Origin of the sequence: Mycobacterium kubicae, from assembly GCF_015689175.1 — a bacterium.
In the GTDB taxonomy this organism is placed as follows: domain Bacteria; phylum Actinomycetota; class Actinomycetes; order Mycobacteriales; family Mycobacteriaceae; genus Mycobacterium; species Mycobacterium kubicae.
The window spans coordinates 3,002,475-3,017,186 of sequence record NZ_CP065047.1; the positions used below are offsets into that span (position 1 = coordinate 3,002,475).

The 14,712-nt window shown below is 64.1% G+C and carries 17 protein-coding genes; 7 read left to right on the top strand and 10 right to left on the bottom strand.

Annotation, left to right across the window (positions count from 1 at the left end):
* Positions 1-55 precede the first annotated feature (55 nt).
* Complete coding sequence (locus tag I2456_RS14055) at positions 56-1,453, bottom strand: FAD-binding oxidoreductase (protein WP_085074219.1); 1,398 nt, start codon at positions 1,451-1,453, stop codon at positions 56-58.
* 118 nt (positions 1,454-1,571) lie between these two features.
* Between I2456_RS14055 and I2456_RS14060 the strand changes: the two genes are divergently transcribed.
* Both I2456_RS14060 and I2456_RS14065 read left to right on the top strand, forming a co-directional pair.
* Entirely contained in the window at positions 1,572-2,393 is an 822-nt protein-coding gene (locus tag I2456_RS14060) for a mycofactocin-coupled SDR family oxidoreductase (protein ID WP_085074218.1), read from the top strand.
* Between the two features lie 82 nt (positions 2,394-2,475).
* Positions 2,476-3,378: an NAD-dependent epimerase/dehydratase family protein gene (locus I2456_RS14065; RefSeq protein ID WP_068033208.1), complete on the top strand. Its 903-nt coding sequence runs from the start codon at positions 2,476-2,478 to the stop codon at positions 3,376-3,378.
* Positions 3,379-3,390: 12 nt separating this feature from the next.
* On the opposite strand, the gene I2456_RS14070 is transcribed toward I2456_RS14065, so the two are convergent.
* The 3 genes from I2456_RS14070 to I2456_RS14080 all read right to left on the bottom strand — a co-directional run bounded on the left by I2456_RS14070 (position 3,391) and on the right by I2456_RS14080 (position 4,904).
* Complete coding sequence (locus I2456_RS14070; RefSeq protein WP_371869925.1) at positions 3,391-4,125, bottom strand: SDR family NAD(P)-dependent oxidoreductase; 735 nt, start codon at positions 4,123-4,125, stop codon at positions 3,391-3,393.
* A 146-nt stretch (positions 4,126-4,271) separates the two neighbouring features.
* Complete coding sequence (locus tag I2456_RS14075) at positions 4,272-4,532, bottom strand: hypothetical protein (protein WP_068164284.1); 261 nt, start codon at positions 4,530-4,532, stop codon at positions 4,272-4,274.
* Positions 4,533-4,634: 102 nt separating this feature from the next.
* On the bottom strand, positions 4,635-4,904 hold the full coding sequence (locus tag I2456_RS14080; protein WP_068033205.1) for an EF-Tu/IF-2/RF-3 family GTPase: 270 nt from the start codon (positions 4,902-4,904) through the stop codon (positions 4,635-4,637).
* Between the two features lie 92 nt (positions 4,905-4,996).
* Here I2456_RS14080 and I2456_RS14085 point away from each other — a divergent pair, with 92 nt between their 5' ends.
* Positions 4,997-5,371, top strand: a complete 375-nt coding sequence (locus I2456_RS14085) for a hypothetical protein (RefSeq protein ID WP_085074332.1) — start codon at positions 4,997-4,999, stop codon at positions 5,369-5,371.
* Here the strand turns inward: I2456_RS14085 and I2456_RS14090 are convergent.
* Complete coding sequence (locus I2456_RS14090) at positions 5,355-6,257, bottom strand: haloalkane dehalogenase (RefSeq protein WP_139823160.1); 903 nt, start codon at positions 6,255-6,257, stop codon at positions 5,355-5,357. The genes I2456_RS14085 and I2456_RS14090 overlap by 17 nt on opposite strands.
* Before the next feature lie 91 nt (positions 6,258-6,348).
* Between I2456_RS14090 and I2456_RS14095 the strand changes: the two genes are divergently transcribed.
* The 3 genes from I2456_RS14095 (at position 6,349) to I2456_RS14105 (ending at position 9,422) form a co-directional block, all read left to right on the top strand.
* The gene (locus tag I2456_RS14095; protein WP_068033203.1) at positions 6,349-6,951 is read left to right on the top strand and encodes a TetR/AcrR family transcriptional regulator; all 603 of its coding nucleotides are present in this window, start codon (positions 6,349-6,351) and stop codon (positions 6,949-6,951) included.
* 59 nt (positions 6,952-7,010) lie between these two features.
* Entirely contained in the window at positions 7,011-7,856 is an 846-nt protein-coding gene (locus I2456_RS14100; protein WP_068033202.1) for a class I SAM-dependent methyltransferase, read from the top strand.
* Positions 7,857-8,375: 519 nt separating this feature from the next.
* On the top strand, positions 8,376-9,422 hold the full coding sequence (locus I2456_RS14105) for a M48 family metallopeptidase (protein ID WP_068164296.1): 1,047 nt from the start codon (positions 8,376-8,378) through the stop codon (positions 9,420-9,422).
* Between the two features lie 21 nt (positions 9,423-9,443).
* Here the strand turns inward: I2456_RS14105 and I2456_RS14110 are convergent, their stop codons facing one another.
* From I2456_RS14110 to I2456_RS14125, 4 genes are all read right to left on the bottom strand, one after another.
* A complete protein-coding gene (locus I2456_RS14110) occupies positions 9,444-10,289 on the bottom strand; it encodes a glycoside hydrolase family 16 protein (protein ID WP_085074215.1) in 846 nt (281 codons plus the stop codon).
* Positions 10,290-10,350: 61 nt separating this feature from the next.
* Positions 10,351-11,553 (bottom strand): PPE family protein, encoded by a 1,203-nt coding sequence (locus tag I2456_RS28900; protein WP_085074214.1) that lies wholly within the window; start codon positions 11,551-11,553, stop codon positions 10,351-10,353.
* A 60-nt stretch (positions 11,554-11,613) separates the two neighbouring features.
* Positions 11,614-12,810, bottom strand: a complete 1,197-nt coding sequence (locus I2456_RS14120) for a PPE family protein (RefSeq protein ID WP_068033198.1) — start codon at positions 12,808-12,810, stop codon at positions 11,614-11,616.
* A gap of 33 nt (positions 12,811-12,843) precedes the next feature.
* Positions 12,844-13,143, bottom strand: a complete 300-nt coding sequence (locus I2456_RS14125) for a PE family protein (protein ID WP_068033197.1) — start codon at positions 13,141-13,143, stop codon at positions 12,844-12,846.
* 684 nt (positions 13,144-13,827) lie between these two features.
* Here I2456_RS14125 and I2456_RS14130 point away from each other — a divergent pair.
* Positions 13,828-14,064 carry a hypothetical protein gene (locus I2456_RS14130; RefSeq protein WP_085074330.1) on the top strand — a complete coding sequence of 79 codons (237 nt, stop codon included), beginning with the start codon at positions 13,828-13,830 and terminating at the stop codon, positions 14,062-14,064.
* Here the strand turns inward: I2456_RS14130 and I2456_RS14135 are convergent.
* Positions 14,061-14,657, bottom strand: coding sequence for a cutinase family protein (locus I2456_RS14135; protein WP_116645869.1), 597 nt, complete (start codon positions 14,655-14,657; stop codon positions 14,061-14,063). The two genes, I2456_RS14130 and I2456_RS14135, sit on opposite strands and share 4 nt — an antisense overlap.
* Positions 14,658-14,712: the final 55 nt, after the last annotated feature.

The window sequence follows — 14,712 nt, forward strand, 5'->3', positions numbered from 1 at the left end:
CAGGGAGTCGACCATCCTCCCTCTGGCCGAACCCTCGAGACGGCGGCATGACCTCTTAAGCGGCCGGGTAGGGCGGGATGTTGTGGTTGAGGCGAAACCTGTTGTGCGGGTCGTACTTTGTTTTGACCGCCCGTAACGTGTCGTAGACGTCGGGATCGTAGGCCTGGCGGGTGCGCTCCTCGGTGGTGTCGTTCGGACCCTGAAAGCTCGGGCTGGCCTTGTCGCAGAGCCATGGTTGTAGCGCCGTCAGCAGTTCACAACCAGATTGCCGGTAGTCCGATACGTTCCGTCCGGGAGGAACAACGGTGAGACCGAACATCGCGAAGGCGGCGTCACGCGCAGCAACCGCGTTGGGGAACGGCGCCGGTCTGCTGAACGCCCCCTGCAGGTGACGGATGTCAACGATGTTGATGGGGCTGCCCGAACCCGGTCCGACCGTGTCGACGATCGCGGTGACGGTGTCCGCAGTGAGTCCTCGGAGGAGGCCGAATTGTTCCACTGCCGGTGCGGGATCAGTAGGATCGTTGCTGATCAGCCCGAAGTGCGAATACGGGATGTTGGCCACCGTGTCGGCCAGCAGCGGAGCCGCCCGGCGCAGCGGTTCGATCAGCCGGGCGCCGGCAGTGGCGTCACCCACGAACGAAACCCGGACCGATACTGTCAGCTTCCCCTGCATGAAGGGCGGAAGACTCGGCAGCGGAGGCAGATTCAGCAGCGCGACACCGGTCGTCAGATCCTCGGGCGCCGACTCGGTGAGTTGACGGTACGCCTCGAGCACTTGCCGGGCATGCTCACCGGAGTAATACAGCGCGCCCGCGTACAGCCACGCCACCGGGAAGAGATTGAACTCCATTGCGGTGATAACGCCAAAATTGCTTCGGCCGCCGAGGATTGCGCCGAACAGGTCGGCTTCGGCGTGCGTGGATACCCGGCGCAATTGGCCGTCGGCCGTGACCACGTCGATGCGACTGACGTGATCGCAGGCCCAACCGTACTTTCGTCCCATCGTCGCGCTGGCACCACCGCTCAAGGTGTAGCCGACGACGCCGACGCCGGGTGCCGAACCAGGCAGGGGAGCCAACCCGCATTCGGCGGCGGCCTCGACCAGTTGCCCGAAGCGAACGCCGGCTTCTACTCGGGCAGAGCGATTCGGCACGTCAATGCTGACCCCGGACATTCTCCTGGTGTTGATCATGAGGGTGTCGGCGTCAGCCGCCAGCGAAGGCCCGTGCCCAGTATTGAGGACGGCGATGTTCAGCCCGTGGTGGGAAGCGAAGACCACGGCCTTGGAAACGTCTACGGCGTTGGTGGCGCCGACCACGATCGCCGGGCGGTGCTCAACCGCCATATTGAACACCGCGACCTCGGTGTCGTATCCGGGGCTGCCTTCGGTGAAGACCGGGCCGTGTACCGCGTCCTGTAGCTCGGCGATTGTCTCGGCTGTGAACTTCATCGCCAGTTCCTTTCCGATTTATAGGTATTGCAATATGGTATGGCGATACCGACTCAAGAAACGCTGTCTATGGGCAAGATCACAGGACTGCACCGAACATGTTCAGAAGGGCCACCGAATGGGATTGTTGGACAACAAAGTTGCACTGATCACCGGAGCGGCGCGCGGGATGGGGCGCAGCCACGCTATCCGGCTGGCTGAGGAGGGGGCGGATATCGTCGCGATCGATATCTGCGGCCAGATCGATTCGGTTCCTTATCAGATGGGCAGAACCGAGGATATGGAACAGACCATCAAGGCTGTTGAATCGCTTGGCCGCAGGATCGTCGCCCGCACCGCCGACGTCCGCGACGGGGCAGCCCTGCGCGGGGCGGTCCGCGAGGCCACAGACGAACTCGGCGCTATTGGCATCGTCGTGGCCAACGCCGGCATCGCCACGGTCGGCAGCGACGACCCTGACACCGACAGATTGTTCCGTGACACGATCGACGTCAACTTGACCGGAGTATGGAACACCGTCACCGCGGCCGCACCGAGTATGCAGCAAGCCGGCAATGGAGGAGCGATCGTGCTGATCAGTTCCACTCAGGGGCTAAAAGGGACCGGCGGCAACGGAAGTGCTGCGGCCACCGCCTACGCCGCGGCGAAGCACGGAGTCGTTGGCCTTATGCGCTCCTTCGCGCACTGGCTGGCCAGAGACAACATTCGCGTCAATACTCTGCATCCCACCGGTGTGGAAACGCCGATGATCGTCAACGAGGCAATCGAAAAATATTTCGCCGAAGATCCTGAAACGGCACAAGCAACCGTGAATTTGCTTCCGGTGTCGCTGATTCAGCCCTCGGACGTCAGTGACGCGGTGCTGTGGCTGGTCAGTGACCACGCCAAGTACGTCACCGGAATCACCCTGCCGGTCGACGCCGGATTCTGCGCCCGATAGACCCGCGGAGGCACCCGAGAGTTTTCCGCGGCCGGCGACCCAGGTGTTCTCGCCGGATGGCGTCAGGGCCTAACATCGGCGCATGCGCGGCTCGAAGATATTGATCAGTGGGGTGACGGGGCAGGTCGCCGCTCCCGTCGCCCGGGCGTTGGCGACCGACAACGAGGTGTGGGGGATCGCCCGGTTTACCGACGCGGCCGCCCGTGCCGACTTGGAACAGGCAGGGGTCCACTGCGAAGCGATCAATCTCGCGGCCGGTGAGTTCGCCGGACTGCCCTCGGACTTCGACTACGTTCTCAATCTTGCGGTCGCCAAGAGCGGCCGGTGGGACAAGGACCTGGCAGCCAACGCAGATTCGATTGGTCTGCTCATTGCCCACTGCCGCGCGGCCAAAGCCGTGCTGCACTGCTCATCCGCGGCGGTCTACGATCCGCCGGACGACGAATTGCGCAGTGAGCGGGCCGCATTGGGGGACAATCACAAATCCTTATTTCCGACCTACTCCATCTCCAAGATTGCCGGTGAGGCGGTTGCCCGAACGATGGCCCGCGCCCTTGGTGTGCCCACCATCATCGCTCGGCTGAATGTTCCCTACGGCGACAACGGCGGATGGCCGTTCTTTCACATGGAGATGATGCTGTCCGGTCTGCCGATTCCGGTTCCGCCCGGCGGGCCGGCCCGGTACAACCCGATCCATCAGGATGACATCGTCGCGACCATTCCGAAACTTCTTGCCGCCGCGTCGGTTCCGGCCACGACGGTCAACTGGGCCGGTGACCAGATCGTCAGCATCCAACAGTGGTGCGCTTATCTCGGCACGCTGATCGATCGCGAGCCGGTGTTCGAGGAAAACGCCCAGGCGTTGCGCGGCAATCCGGTTGACGTGACTCGCTTGCGTGAGCTCGTGGGAGGAGCTAGGACCGTCGACTGGCAGGAAGGGATGCGCCGGATGGCCGCCAAGTTCCACCCAGAGCTCGTCGGGTGACCGCTGCGATATTCACATCACCGCCCCGCCGTTGACGCCGAGCACCTGGCCGGTGATGAACGCCGCTTCGTCGGAGCACAGGAACCCTGCCGCGGCCGCGATGTCGTCGGGAGAACCCATGTGGCCCACGGGAATCAGCTTGGCCAACTGCTCCGGCGGGCCCAGCTTGCCCGCCGCCTGTGATTGGCGGGACATGGGTGTGTCGATGCTGGACGGCGGAATGTTGTTGACCGTTATCCCTTTCGGCGCGTACTCGCTGGCCAGTGATTTCGTCAACGTGATGACCGCGCCCTTTGCCGCCGCATAGTGCGCCATGTAGGGCGACCCGCGTTGTGCGCTCGACGATGAGATCATCACGATGCGGCCCCAGCCGGCGGTGACCATGTCAGGCAGTGCCACCTGACAACAGTGGAAAGTTCCGGTCAAGTTGATGTCGATGATCTCCGACCAGGCCTCCACCGTGATGTCGGTGAAGCTCGAGAAAGCGGCTTTGCCGGCGCTTGTGACCAGCGCCGCGACGGGACCTAATTCGGCACGGACGGTTTCAAAGCCTCGTTCCACCGCAGGTCGGTCGGTGACGTCGACTTCCAATCCCAAGGCCCGGCTTCCAGCCGAGGTCAATTCGGCGGCGACTCGGGCAGCCGCCTCGCCGTTGACGTCGAGCACGGCGACGATGAATCCGCGCCTTCCCAGCTCATGACACGTGGCTTCACCGATGCCCGATGCGCCGCCGGTGACCACCGCCACGCGCGAATGTTCCGTCGCCAATCCCGTGCCTCCTCCGTATCGATCACAACAATTGCCTACGTCTCAACGACTTTGGCATAGCGATCCGCCCGCCTCGTAGCGACATTGTCGCTACGAGGCGGGCGGGAGACAGACGGATTGCCCCCTCAGGTATCCGATGCCTGGAGATACCGGCGCAGGAAACCGGTGGCACCCACCGCTGCGACGGCCCCGATCACGCCCCACAGCACGAAGTGGAAGGCCATCGCCCCCATGAACCAACCGAACGTCATCGAGACGTAGATCAGCCAGAACAGGCGGAAGAAGGACCAGGCCGCGAGCAGGCCGAGCCCGATTCCGATTGCCAGGCTCCGTTGCCGGTCGACGCGCTTGATCTGTTCTTCGAGTGCGGGGGGAACGATGTTCATCAGTGGTCTTCCTTTCGCTGGGCGGCGCCAGGTTGGCGTCGTCGTTGCGGAAAGTACAGCCAGCGGCGTCAGCTACCGATCCCAAAATCTCGCCGCGTCGGCTCAAGCCAGGAAATAGCCCGTCGACGTCAGCACGTCTCCGGCGGCGAGGTCATCTTTCGTCAGCTTCTTGAACAGGAGACCGACCATTTCGCCCTCCCGGGCGGTGTCGAGTTTTTTGCGAAATGCCTCGATCGCGTCGACTTTGACGGTGCGCCCGTCGTTGATGCGAACCTCGTCACCGACGTTGAGTTGGCCGTACTCCACCCGGCCGGTGGCAACCGCCCCACGATTGCGAATCACGAACACGTCGTCAACCCTCATCCGGAACATGCGGCAAACGTTAGCGGTCCGACGGCAACCGCGGAATGCCACACTTAACGGCACCGCCGCATCCTGACGCGGCGCCGGCGGAAGGGTTCGTGGTGGGTTGGTTTGAGCGGGTCAGGAAGGCCAATGCGGGCCAGCGCGTTTCACGCGCCGACGTCGATCAGGCCCGAGCTGCGGTCGCCGAACTCGCTGCCCTCAACGCCGAACGTGACCGGCTGACCCGCGACGGCTTGCCCGGTGTCGCGACGATCGTCGCCATCCGCCGCGATGTCGCGACCACGACACTGGGCCAATGGCATGAGCTGGACTTGGAGGTGAGACTGCCCGACTTCGACCCGTACCGCGCGACGAGGCGCATCGCGCTGGAGCTCACGACAGCTCCGCATGTCAAGGTGGGCGCGCAGGTGCCGGTGCGTGTGGACCAGCGCGACCATTCCATAGTTCTCGTGGTCGCTACGCTGCCCGGCTGAGTAACGCCAGCAGCTCCTGGGCAAGCCGCTCACCGCGATCTTCCTGTAGGAAGTGCGACGCACCCTCGATCCTGACCTGGTCGACAGCGGTAGGAATCAAGTCGCAGAAGGCCTGGCCCGACTTGGGGTAGGGGAACACCGGGTCCATGTCGGAAAAAGCAACCAGCGCAGGCTTATTCCAGCGTGACAAGGCATCGATGATATCCCGCATCTCCGCGACACCGGGGGAATCTTCACTCGTGGGCACCAAGAGCGGGAACTGGGCAGCGCCCGCCTTGGACTCAGTCGTGGGAAACGGCGCCTCATAAGCCGCGAGGACGTCCGGGGACAACTCGGTTGTGGTGGCACCCTGAATCACGAACCCGACCGGTAGGTCCGGGTTCTTTTCCGCGAAGGCGCGCCATGCCAGAAATCCCTGCGACACACGGCCGTTGAACACACCGGTGTTCAGAATCATCAGTGCATCGACTCGAGCGGCATTTTCCACCGCCCAACGCAACCCGATGGGCCCGCCCCAGTCCTGCACCACAACGGTCGCCCGGTGCAGGTCAAGAGCAGCAAGTACCTTGGCGACCAACTCGCTGTGCCGGTCAAAGGTGTACCAGCGCCGGTCCGTGGGTTTGTCGGAGCGACCGAAGCCCGCGTAGTCGGGAACGATCACCCGGTAGCCGGCCTCGACGAGCGGCGGCAGCATCTTGCGGTATAGGTAGGCCCATGTCGGCTCGCCGTGGAAACACACCACCGGCAGGCCGTCGGGCGGCCCCTCGTCCAGGTAGTGCATGCGCAGCCCGTCCACTTCCACGTAGCGCGGCGCGAAGTCGTAGCCGGGCAGGTGCTCGAAACGTGAGTCGGGTGTACGGAAGACCTCTGAAGCGCTAGGACTCATTGCTGCCATCTCCGTTGGTAGTTGGTCACCCCCGCGGCGCCAACGTAACGAATTGTTGACCGACCAGTCAACTACTGCCTAGCCTGGGTAGGTGCCTCGCACCTCAGACGCGCGCACGCGCATTGTCGCTACGGCCGCTCGGCTGTTCCTGGAGCGCAGTTATCACGATGTGGGCGTCGAAGAAATTTGCGCCGCAGCCGATGTCCGCAAAGGCAGCTTCTATCACTTCTTTCCCTCGAAAGCCGAACTGGCCAAGGCCGTTATCGACCTGCACACCGAGATCTTCCAGTCGCGTCTGAACAGCGATCCGGGCATGGCACCCGCTGTCAGGCTCGGTGCGATACCGGATGCCATTGGCGGGATCCAGGCAGCGTTGCATGCGCAATTCGGCCGCTTTGTGGGTTGTCCTTTCGGCAATCTCGCCGCCGAACTCGCAACGACCGACGAGGCCGTCCGTAGCCACCTGGCTGCGCGGCTGGCCGCCTTGGAGGAACAGCTGGCCACCACCTGCCGGGCAGCCGCCGGCGAGCAGGTGCTGCGCGGGGGAGTAGACCCAGATCAGTTGGCTCACGCCATATTCGCGCACTATCAAGGGTTGATTTTGCTCGCCAAACTACATGGGTCGGACGTTTCCACCCTGCGACCCGCCCTGCGCGCCTTCATCGACGCATTCGTGGCCGACCATTCCGCGTAGCCAGGGTCGCGCACACTCGTGCGCTACTTCTTGTCATACCGCGGTGCTATAACCCAGCTATGGCAGGTACGGGACACGTCATCACCCATGTTTCTGACACCGCACGGTGGACAGCTCTGCACCGCGCCACGGAGTCCGCACGCCCGGACGCCTTGTTCAGCGATCCGCTGGCCGCGCGTCTTGCCGGTGCGCAGGGTCAGGCAATCGTCGCTCACGTACCGCGCACGGCGCGCAATGGTTGGTGGCTCGTCGCCCGCACCAAGATCATCGACGACACCATCGCCCAGGCGATCGCCAACGGTTGCGACCGGGTGTTGAACTTGGCCGCAGGACTGGACACTCGGCCGTATCGCCTCGATTTACCCGCGGACCTGACCTGGGTCGAGGCGGATCTGCCGCCGCTGCTATCGGAGAAGACCCAGCTGCTGGCCGATCAGAAGCCACGATGCCGGTTAGTCCGCACCGCCGTCGACCTGGCTGACCCCGCCGCCCGCGACGCCTTCTTCGATGATGCGCTCGACGGCTCGCGCAAAGCGCTGGTGTTGACCGAAGGCCTGCTGATGTACCTCGACGAGCGCGACGTCGTCGCACTTTCTCAAGCGATCCAACGCCCCGAGGTCACGTGGTGGATGCTCGACTTCGGCGGGCCAGGCCTGAAACGAATGATGAACAAGAAGATGGCTGGGATGCGGCAGAACGCACCCTTCAAATTCGCCCCCGACAATGGTTTGGCCTTCTTCGAAAGGCTGGGCTGGCGGGTGCTCGAGACCGAAGCGCTGCTGGGAGCGGCGCACCGATTTCGTCGCCTGCCCTTCTCCATGCGTCTTGCCGCGTGGTTGCCCCAACCCGACCCGCGACATCCCGGCCGCAGGCCGTGGAGTGCAGTGGCTCTGCTGACCAAATGAACGGGATCGGTGCCAGAGAGCCACACGCGATTCGGCTATCTCAGCGATGTAAGCGTCTGATTTCGAATTCACGGCAAATTCTCATCTTCAGACACGGTTTGATCACAGCTTTGCTGGGAATCCTCGATCACAGAGCTGATCAACCGAGCGTGGCATTGCATGACCGAGAGGAGTTGACAATCGTGGCGAATGAAGCAGGGGCCAACGTGATTTATCTCCAATCGCACCCCCTCTGGGCTGCAGCGCAACGGCGTGAGCGTCAGCTGCAGGCTGCAATGCGACGCCACCCCTCGTTTGTCGGCCGGCAGCGCGCCGCAATGGCAGGTGAATTGCGCGCCGGTGGACGCGAGTTCTCCGGTTACTCGAGCGCCGACGCCCCGGCCTAAATCTTTTCTCGACACTTTCCCGGCGTTCGCTGCGAACGATTGTTTACTTCGCGCAGTCGGATCGGCGCGAAGCTCGCGCCATTGGTTGGGCGTTCAACTCGTATTCTGATGCGGCCCACCGAGGGGAGCACAGATGGCTCAGCCGCCCGCCACACACCGGGCTGTTTTCCCGGAGATTAGTTCTCGCGCCTGGGAGCATCCGGCGGACCGAACCGCCCTATCGGCGATGCGCCGACTCAAGGGCTTCGACCAGATGCTCAAACTGCTGTCCAACATGCTGCGGGAGCGTCAGCACCGACTGCTCTATCTGGCCAGCGCGGCCCGCGTGGGCCCGCGCCAGTTCGGTGATCTCGACGCGCTGCTCGATGAGTGCGTCGACGTCTTGGACGCGACGCACAAACCGGAGCTGTTCGTTGTGCAGTCGCCCATCGCCAATGCCTACACGATCGGAATGGATCAGCCCTTCATAGTGCTCACCTCGGGCTTGTATGACCTGATGACGCACGACGAAATGCGATTCGTCATCGGCCACGAACTGGGCCACGCCTTGTCCGGCCACGCGGTGTACCGCACGATGATGATGCATTTGATGCGGCTGGCGGGATCACTCGGATTTGTCCCGGTCGGGGGTTGGGCGTTGCGAGCGATTGTCGCCGCGCTGCTGGAGTGGCAGCGCAAATCGGAGTTGTCGGGTGACCGAGCCGGCCTGCTTTGCGTGCAGGATCTGGACACCGCGATTCGAGTGGAGATGAAACTGGCCGGCGGTGACCGGCTCGACAAGCTGGACTCGGAAGCCTTTCTCGCCCAGGCCCGGGAGTATGAGCGATCCGGAGACATGCGCGACGGAGTGCTCAAGCTGCTCAACCTCGAATTGCAGACCCACCCGTTCTCGGTCCTGCGCGCAGCCGCCATCACCCAATGGGTGGACACCGGCGGCTACGGCAAGGTACTCGCCGGTGACTACCCACGACGCCTCGACGATGACAACGCCTCGTTCACCGACGACATGGGCGAGGCGGCCCGACACTATCGGGACAATTTCGATCAGTCAGACGACCCGCTGATCAAGGGCATTCGCGACGGGCTCGGTGGCTTGGTCGACGGTGTGGGCCGTGCTGCCACCAGCGCCGCCGATTCCCTGAGTCGCAAGATCAACGAATGGCGACAGAACCCGAAATGAGGGGCTCCTAGTGCGCTGGCCCTACCAGACGCGCACGTAGTCGACGAGCATCTGCGCGGGGTAGGTTCCGGGGCCCGGATCGCCACCGCCGGATCCGGCGACCGCTAGGTTGAGCACCGGGAAGACCTTGTAGCCGGGATTATTGAACGGCCAATCCGCCAGCGAGTTCGTCGCGACCGTGAAGTAGGGCTGGGCTCCGTCGGTGTAGTCCTGCCAGAAGCGCATGCCAGCGTCGTCCCACTGGACTCGCCAGGTATGCCAGGCGCTGTCCAACGAGATGTTGTGCGTCTTCCACTCGCTGCCGTTGGCCTTCGCGTGAACAGTCGTTGCCGAAGGCCAGCTGCCATTGCCATACCACTCGACAATGTCGATTTCGCCGTTGTTGTCACTGCCCAGCCACCAGGCAGGCCAGCAGCCGGCCGTCAGGCAGTCGAACTTGATACGGGCTTCCCAGGTGTGGCCGATGCCGCCCTCCCACGGGCTGAAGATTTTGCCCCCGTAGTAGGTGTTGCCGTCCTTGGCGGCACGGATGACAAGGTTGGAATTGCCGTCGAGGAAGACGTTCTGCCGGTCGTCTCGGTATTGCCCGACGTGCTCGGGCAACTCCCAGTAGGTTGGGTCCTTGATCGTCTCGCGGGCCTTCGACACCGTCCATTTCGACGAATCGGGTGCCGAGCCGGCCGGCCCGTCGAACTCGTCGTGAAAGATGTAATTTCCGGAGGTACCGCTGGGCGCGGCCGGCAAGGGTCCGCGGTCCAATGGCCGGGGCGAGGCGTGGACTTTCGGCAGGGGAGCCGCGGCCAATGCGGCGGAGCCGGTCATCAGGCCCGTCATCAAAAGCATGCGGCGACGATCCATTTCAGGCATTAGCAAGGCACCATAGCAGCCACCGCGAAGCTGGTTAAATTTCCGAGCGTTGCGGCGGTTGCTAGCCGGCGGCGGGTGGCTTCGTCATGAACGTCAGCCGGAACCCGTACGACGGAAGCTTGCGGCCGCCACTGCCGTTGACAAATCGGCCGAGTGATGGAGCCATCGGAAGATTCTTGGCGGCACCTTCTGCGGCGGCCGGGATAGCGGTCGCGTTGCCGAGACCTGCCACCCCCGAGGTGGTGGGGACATTGGCCGTGGTCCAGCCCGCCGGCACAGACAAGCCACCGATCGGGACCGCCTTGCCCAGATTCGCCGCCACGCCGCCCACACTGCCGCCGAGCTTCCCCGCTACGCCGGCAGCGGCTCGCCCGGCGGCCTGCGCCGCGTCCTCAGCGGCTTTGGCCGCGGGAGCCACGTCCTTGGCGAGATTCAGCAAGGCCGTGAAGCCGGCGGATTCGTTGGCGAAACCGATCGTCCCTTGCTCGAACGCCGCGATCGAGTTGACGTAGGGCGAGATGTACTTGGTGTAGAGCGGGACGATGTCATCGAACGGTGTGTTGGCCATGATCCATTGGTCGATCGCCGTGCCTTGGCCGTTCAGGGGCGCCGACAACGTCTTCAAAATGTCGCCGACCCGCGGCATCAGCTGAGCCCCCAGCGCGTTGAGCTGCCCTTGGATGGCTTGGCCCTGGGCCTGCAAGACCGAGATCGCCTGATCGGCCAGGCCGCCCGGGTCCACCACCTCGGCCGGTTGCGGCAGTTCGGCCAGCTGCGTCGCCGCGGCCGAGTTGCCCGCATAGTTGTACATCGCCGCTGCATCTTGGGCCCAGAACTCGATGTACTGAGCCTCGGTGGCCGCGATGGCGGGGGTGTTCTGCCCGAAGAAGTTCGTCGCGACCAATACCGCCAGCAGTGCGCGGTTCGCCGCGATAACGGGCGGCGGGATGCTCGCCGCAAAGGCCGCCTCGTAGGCGGCCGCGGCCGCGAAAGCCTGGCTTGCCGCCTCGGCGGCTTCCTCGGCGCTGTTCTGCAGCCACGCGATGAACGGAGTCACGGCGGCGACCAACGACGCCGACGCCGGGCCCACCCAGATGTTGCTGGTCAATCCGTCGATCACCGACTGATGACCCGCCGCGGCGGCTTGCAAGTCGTCGGACAATCCGCTCCATGCCGTCGCGGCGGCGAGAAGCGGACCCGCGCCTGGACCGGCATAGATGCGCCCGGAATTGATCTCGGGCGGCAACAAGCCATAGTCAACCATGCGATTTATCCCCCTGAGCCCGGTGCTGGCCAGCCAGCAGCCGCAGCGGTGATCAGCCCGTTAACCGGCGGCCGGCGGTTTCGCCATGACCGACGGCTTGAACCCGTAGATCGGTTGATTGCGGCCGTAACCGCCTCCGTTGACGAACTGTCCGAACGGCGGAGCCATCGGGAAGCTGTTGGAACTTTCGGCGGCCGCCGGAATCGCGCTGGCTATGCCCGGATTGGTCGTGGCATGCCAGGGCACCCAGTTCGCCGGTGCCGACAGACCCCCGATCGGGATGGCCTTGCCGAGGCCGGCTGCCACGCCCCCGAGGTTGCCCGCAGCGCTGCTCGCTGCTTGCCCGGCGCTGGATGCGGCCGCCCCGGCCGCTGACGCCGCACCTTCTGCCGCCTTGGCCGCCGAGGCCGCGGGCTTGGCCAGGTTGGCGATAGCTGAGATACCGCTGCTGTTCTGACCGACGGACTGCGTTACCTGAAGCATGGCGGCAAGGGAGTTGACGTACGGCGACAAGTACTTGCTGTAGAGCGGGACGATGTCGTCGAACGGGGTGTTGGCCATGATCCACTGGTCGATCGCCGTGCCTTGACCGTTCAGTGGCGACGACAGGGTCTTCAAGATGTCGCTGAACCGCGGCACCACCTGGGCACCGATGTTGTTCAGCTGCGTCTGGACCGCCTGGCCCTGCGCCTTGAGAACAGCAATCGCCTGGTCAGCTACTCCCAACGGGTTCACCACCTCGGCGGGCGCCGGCAACTCGGCCAGCTGTGTCGCCGATGCCGACCGGGCCGCATAGGTGTACATCGCCTGCGAATCCTGAGCCCAGAATTCGGCGTACTGACCTTCGGTCTGGGCGATTGCCGGGCTGTTCTGCCCGAAGATGTTGGTGGAGACCAACTGCGACAGCAGTGCCCGGTTGGCGGCGATCAACGGCGGCGGGACGGTAGCAGCGAACGCGGTCTCGTATGCGGCTGCCGCCGCGCTCGCCTGAGTCGCGGCGTTCGCAGCCTCCTGAGCGCTGGTGCTCAGCCACTGGATGAAGGGGCTCACAGCGGTGACCAAAGACGCCGACGCCGGCCCGAGCCAGGGACCGGTGGTCAGCCCTTCGATCACCGAGGTGTGACCGGAGGCGGCGTCCTGCAGGTCTGCGGCCAACCCACTCCACGCCGCCGCGGCCTCGAGAAGCGAGCTTGCCCCCGGGCCCGCGTAGATGCGCGCCGAGTTGAGCTCAGGCGGCAACAGGCCGTAGTCAACCATTGCTTGTTCTCCCCTTGCCTTGGTGAGTCAGAGTCAGAGGCCGGCCGCGGCGTTAGCCGCTTCGGTCTCCGCGTAGGAACCCGCACTGGTGGCCAAGGTGGCGGCCAGCGCCGCCTGAATCCTGGCCGCTTGGGCGCTCAGTTCTTGGAACCGGGCACCGTGCGAGGCGAACTGCGCTGCGGTCAGAATGGAGACTTCATCTACGGCGGCGGGCACGACGCCGGTGGTGGGCCCCGCCGCAGCGGCGTTACCAACGCTCAGCGCGGCGCCGATCGATTGAAGATTGCTGGCCGCCGCGGCCACAATCTCCGGATACGTCTTGACGTAAGACATGGGTCTTCCTTCGGGGACAGTGGTTCTTGGGTCAACACTCCGATGTGCCGTGTTGATATAGACGCTATAAAGTTGCCGCCGAGCGATTCAAAGCGCGGATTCGACCGCAGTCGCCTGATCTTTGGGTTTGTTCAACACTCATGTTGATTTTTTCATCGGATCTTCACAGAGAACGGCGCGGTTAAGCGCTTTGCGCTGCGCGCGGTGCATTGCATCGATAACCGTGTGCTCGAGGCTCCCCAATCGGCTAACCCAACGGTCGCCGCCAACACGATGACCCGGGCCCATCTTGCGCCCCTCACCAGGGGTTTTTCCTGTCAGGGCAGCGTGCTATACGGACATCAGGCGTCGCTGCACGGCCGTTCGCGCCGGGCGATGTCCCGCGGGTCACCGTCATGGCGACGTTGCCGCGCGCTCACTGGGTCCGGTGCGCGAACGATTGCTGTCGCCAATCCGGTAGCTCGCACATCCAGCCTCGGTGAAGTAATTCGCGCAGCATGAATTAAATAAACATCATGTGAATGCGCCGCCTACTGCGCCCTAACCCGGGATTAGCAAGGGCTAAACTCACCGTGATTGTATTAGGTTTGTATGCGCCGTAATCGCCGTTGTGTTCCGCACCCCGGCGCCGAGGTGTGTCTTGTGCGTGACCATCTCGCGACCGCGACCGACGAAGCTCATTGCATGACTGCGGTCGCGGTATTCCTGGCACTGGTCGCTGCATTGGGCACCGGTTATCACGCTGGGCGCCGAGCGGCGTCCACGCCGCGAAGCTGGAAGCGCAGAACCAGTCGGATGGCGCTGGGCAGGCAGGCGTTGACCCTGGTCGGGTTGGTCGCTGCCCGCCGCTGCCTGCAGACGCTACAGCGGAAGCCGCCCGGGCTCCTCCGCGGTGTAGCTGTGCGAAACCGGTTCGGCTAGAGCTTGCTCGCGACGAAATCGGCGGCTTGATTGGCCATGCCCGCATCGACATACGCGCTCGCGAGGTGTTGCGGCCAGTTCTCTTTCCACGTGTTGGGGTCGGCGGGGTTGCAGACGGGATCGGCACCGTGGCACAGCTCGATCGTTCTGTCGTTGTAGATGGGGTTGAAGTTGGTGATCGGCCCGACCCACTGACTTCCGTTGCCGAACAAGGCGACCGCGGCGACGTGCTCGTCGGTGCCGGCCGGCAGGGGGCTGTCGAAACCGAACGCGGACATGGGCACAGCAAGGACCACGTCGGTAACCGCGGCGCCCAGGGAGTAGCCGCCCAAGACGATGCGGGTGTTCGGGCAGTTGTTGACGGTGTTCTGGATGTGCCGGCTCATGTCGTTGGCGCCAATGTCGATTTCGGTGTCAGCCGGATACCGGACCGCATACGTGCCCATGCTGCGGCCACCGATCTTGGAGCTCAGCGAATTGATAAAGGCATTGCCCAGCACTCCTGGTCCGGCCGATTCGAAACGGCCTCGGGCGAAAACCACCTCGACCTGGGGGCAACTCGCCGCGGCGGCCGACCGCACCGAGCCCGGCATCCCGGCCGGCAGCACTATGCCGGTGAGCTGCAGCGCAACGGCAGCCAGTACCGCG